Origin of the sequence: Prevotella sp. Sow4_E9_plate (assembly GCF_052116205.1) — a bacterium.
Taxonomy (GTDB): Bacteria; Bacteroidota; Bacteroidia; order Bacteroidales; family Bacteroidaceae; genus Prevotella.
The window spans coordinates 1-1745 of sequence record NZ_JBQKLN010000103.1 but is presented as its reverse complement, the minus strand read 5'-3'; the positions used below and the strand labels follow the sequence as shown (position 1 = coordinate 1745).

2 protein-coding genes are annotated in these 1745 nt (G+C 41.6%); both read right to left on the bottom strand.

From position 1 onward, the window contains the following. Positions 1-212: 212 nt before the first annotated feature. The gene (locus tag ACTQ53_RS17375; RefSeq protein WP_441934555.1) at positions 213-884 is read right to left on the bottom strand and encodes a hypothetical protein; all 672 of its coding nucleotides are present in this window, start codon (positions 882-884) and stop codon (positions 213-215) included. Positions 885-897: 13 nt separating this feature from the next. Beyond that, complete coding sequence (locus ACTQ53_RS17370) at positions 898-1413, bottom strand: murein L,D-transpeptidase catalytic domain-containing protein (protein WP_441934553.1); 516 nt, start codon at positions 1411-1413, stop codon at positions 898-900. Positions 1414-1745 lie beyond the last annotated feature (332 nt).

The window sequence follows — 1745 nt, the reverse complement described above, 5'->3', positions numbered from 1 at the left end:
TAAAATTTGGAGATAGATTTAAAATTATGTAACTTTGCAGCCGAAAAGGCTTCCCTGCTGGGGGCATGCCCCCAGCAGGGAGTGGGAATGAAAGTTAAGAACAAGCCTTGATACTGTTTAAATTACACCCCCACTTTAGAACAATAAATCATTTAGCATAATCAGCTCACCGCCCTTTGTTAGCAGTAACATTCTAACAAAGGGCGTTTTCCTTACATCATTTTACTCAAAGTTTTCTTGCAATCCTCGCACAACCCATGTTTCATGTAGAAGGTATTCTTGCCATGGGCATCTTGCATCAGGCACTTCAAATCATCCTTCTTGCAATGCGGCAAACCGCGAGAATGCAGGAATTCATGGATTGTTACTTTCCATAAGTCATCCTTTCGTTTCAATCGGAAGGTTGAAACCACACAGGCGTCACCAGGCCGGAAACTCAATCCCATGATTCCATAGTTGTATTGTCCATGAATAGAAGTAGAGATGTCTCGATGCGTCAAACCTATCGTTACGATTTCATCATTACCTCCATGCTCTTCATGCAACATTTTCAGGATCCCCCCAGCCCAATACCTGTTTCTTGGTTTGTAGAGACATGAGGCAGGTATTTCTTTCTTGTCTCCAACAAATACAGATGCCTCCACCCAAGCCATTGGTACCTTATTGAAAATGAAACCCAACTGCTTCACGAGTTCTTCTCTCAACTGTTCAGCCTTCTGACGGGAGAAATTTCCCAAAGGCTTTAACTCTATGACATAACCCAATGGAGGATCAGCAGGGAGGCTGTCTCCCATGATTTCATTGCCATGGCTCTGATTTCCATTGGAACAACCTGCTAAAAACAGGATTGAGATTCCAGCTATAAACAATAATAACTTCTTCATAGAATATACTTTTTTATTTGTATTTTGCATAAATCAATATAGGTCTTCTCTTGGAAGATTCCTTGTATATCTGCATCACTTTCTCCACGCAGCTCCTTGATACAGTAAAGCAGCCACGGCTCTCTGTTCCCAGCGGAATATACTCCTTCTCACCGGAGAATCTTGTCACCTTGCCAGCAGAATGGATCAGGATGCCACGGGCTTCTGCCAGATAATTGCTCTTGTCGAGCCCTCGAAGGCGAACGCAGTTCTTGAACTTCATTCCACCTTTTCCTATCATGACATATCTTCCAAGACTCGTGCATCCGCTTCCAGGGTTATTACTGAACTTTGGCTGGGCTGCTGTATTTCCCTTACCGCTTCCATGCATGCAATAGCTGCTCATCACTCTTTTGCCACGCTGCAAGTCATAGATAAAGAACCTCTTCTTGCCAGATGGTTTGGAGAAATCCACGAGGATATAGTAATCCGTACTGTATCCTCGTCTGTCGCAATAATCCCTTACTTGCGCCAGGTTCTCACAATCCACCTGATGCTACTACTCTTTAGCATCCACCGTATTCTTAAAAAACGGTTTTGTGAACCTATTATAAATAGGTGGAACGAAAAGGACACCTATAACAAGCAGAACCACTATTCCCAATATAATCAATAACTTCTTCATAATCTTCAAACATGAGCCCACTTTAAAAAGTAAGGCCTGTTTAAAATGTTTATATTTCACGAAAATAATCTCTGATTTATGCCGTAATCTGGAATATTTTTCGTATCTTTACACCATCAATTAAAAGAATGACTATGTTTAAAAAGACAGATCCGAATCCTCAGTTAGATATATTCACGGCTCCCTCAATGCAGTTA